General features: G+C 62.0%; 1 protein-coding gene and 2 pseudogenes. 2 read left to right on the top strand and 1 reads right to left on the bottom strand.

The genetic code is table 11. The annotated features are described in order from the left end of the window. Positions 1-129: pseudogene (locus EN969_RS36540) on the top strand (HAD family hydrolase); the annotation flags it as partial. Between the two features lie 7 nt (positions 130-136). Here the strand turns inward: EN969_RS36540 and EN969_RS34310 are convergent. After that, complete coding sequence (locus tag EN969_RS34310; protein ID WP_024504209.1) at positions 137-358, bottom strand: DUF1674 domain-containing protein; 222 nt, start codon at positions 356-358, stop codon at positions 137-139. Between the two features lie 105 nt (positions 359-463). Between EN969_RS34310 and EN969_RS34305 the strand changes: the two are divergent. Next, a pseudogene (locus EN969_RS34305) lies at positions 464-592 on the top strand (protease HtpX); the annotation flags it as partial.

Below are 592 nucleotides of genomic sequence, written 5' to 3'. Positions count from 1 at the left end.
GTCATCAGCGCCACGCACAAGCACCCCTTGCCAACGCAACACGCCGCGATCGCGGGCTACGACATGGTGGGCATCACCGTCGACGAGCGTGGCTGGATCGCGCTCGAGCCGCAGCGCAACGCCGCCTAGGCCGCGTCTAGAAATCGCTGGTCAGGCCCTTTACCTCCCAGTCGCCGTAGCGGCCGGGCTCCTTGCCGCCGCGGCCGCCGATTTCCTTCGGCGCCGAGGCTTCCTTTTCCAGGTACTTTACACGCCTTGCTTCGGCTTCCGCGAGCGCACGTCTGGCTTCCGGCGTCAGCGCCTTTGGCTCGACATCATGGGCAAGCTCGGCATCGGTTTTACTGGCTTCGTCGTTCATGCGATATTTCCAGCGGATTGAAACGGGAACTGGTGTTTCCCATCATATAGCGATGAGACGAAGCGGATCGACCCCTTTTCGCTATCACCTGGACAGGAGCAGACGATGAACACACTTCGCACCGCCATGCTTCTTGCCGCGATGACCGCGCTGTTCATGGGCGTCGGCTTTTTGATCGGCGGAACCGGCGGCATGATGATCGCGCTGCTGATCGCCGCCGGCACCAATCTGTTC

The sequence above is a fragment of the Mesorhizobium sp. M7A.F.Ca.CA.003.01.2.1 genome, from assembly GCF_003998945.1.
Lineage (GTDB): Bacteria > Pseudomonadota > Alphaproteobacteria > Rhizobiales > Rhizobiaceae > Mesorhizobium > Mesorhizobium ciceri.
This window is presented reverse-complemented; position numbering and strand designations above follow the sequence as displayed.

Coding starts and splice junctions, on each gene's coding strand:
- EN969_RS34310 (WP_024504209.1), bottom strand. CDS start 358: ATGAACGACGAAGCCAGTAAAACCGATGCCGAGCTTGCCCATGATGTC.